Source organism: Dyella jejuensis, assembly GCF_044904675.1.
In the GTDB taxonomy this organism is placed as follows: Bacteria; Pseudomonadota; Gammaproteobacteria; order Xanthomonadales; family Rhodanobacteraceae; genus Dyella_B; species Dyella_B jejuensis.
In genome coordinates this window covers 1-281 of record NZ_JADIKJ010000115.1, presented here as the reverse complement: position 1 = coordinate 281, position 281 = coordinate 1, and the positions used below count along the sequence as shown (strand labels likewise).

The 281-nt window shown below is 69.0% G+C and carries 1 protein-coding gene; it reads left to right on the top strand.

What is annotated here, in order from left to right; all coding sequences use genetic code 11:
• On the top strand, window positions 1-281 hold a 281-nt coding region (locus ISP15_RS18680; RefSeq protein WP_404549509.1), incomplete at both ends, for a hypothetical protein.

Below are 281 nucleotides of genomic sequence, written 5' to 3'. Positions count from 1 at the left end.
CAGCAGCCTGGGCGACACACCCACGCTGGACGCACTGCAGGCCGACCTCACGAGCAGTGCGCAGGACCAGACCACGCGCACGTACTACGATGGCGCCGGTCGCGTGGTCGCCCAGATCGATGCCGACGGCTACCTCACCACCACGGCCTACGACCAGACCACCGACACCACGACCACGACCCGCTACGCCACCGCGTTGACCAGCACGCAATGCAGTGCCCTGACCGGCACCGAAAGCCTCGCCACCCTGGTGGGCCTGATGGGCGGCAACACCGCCAGCG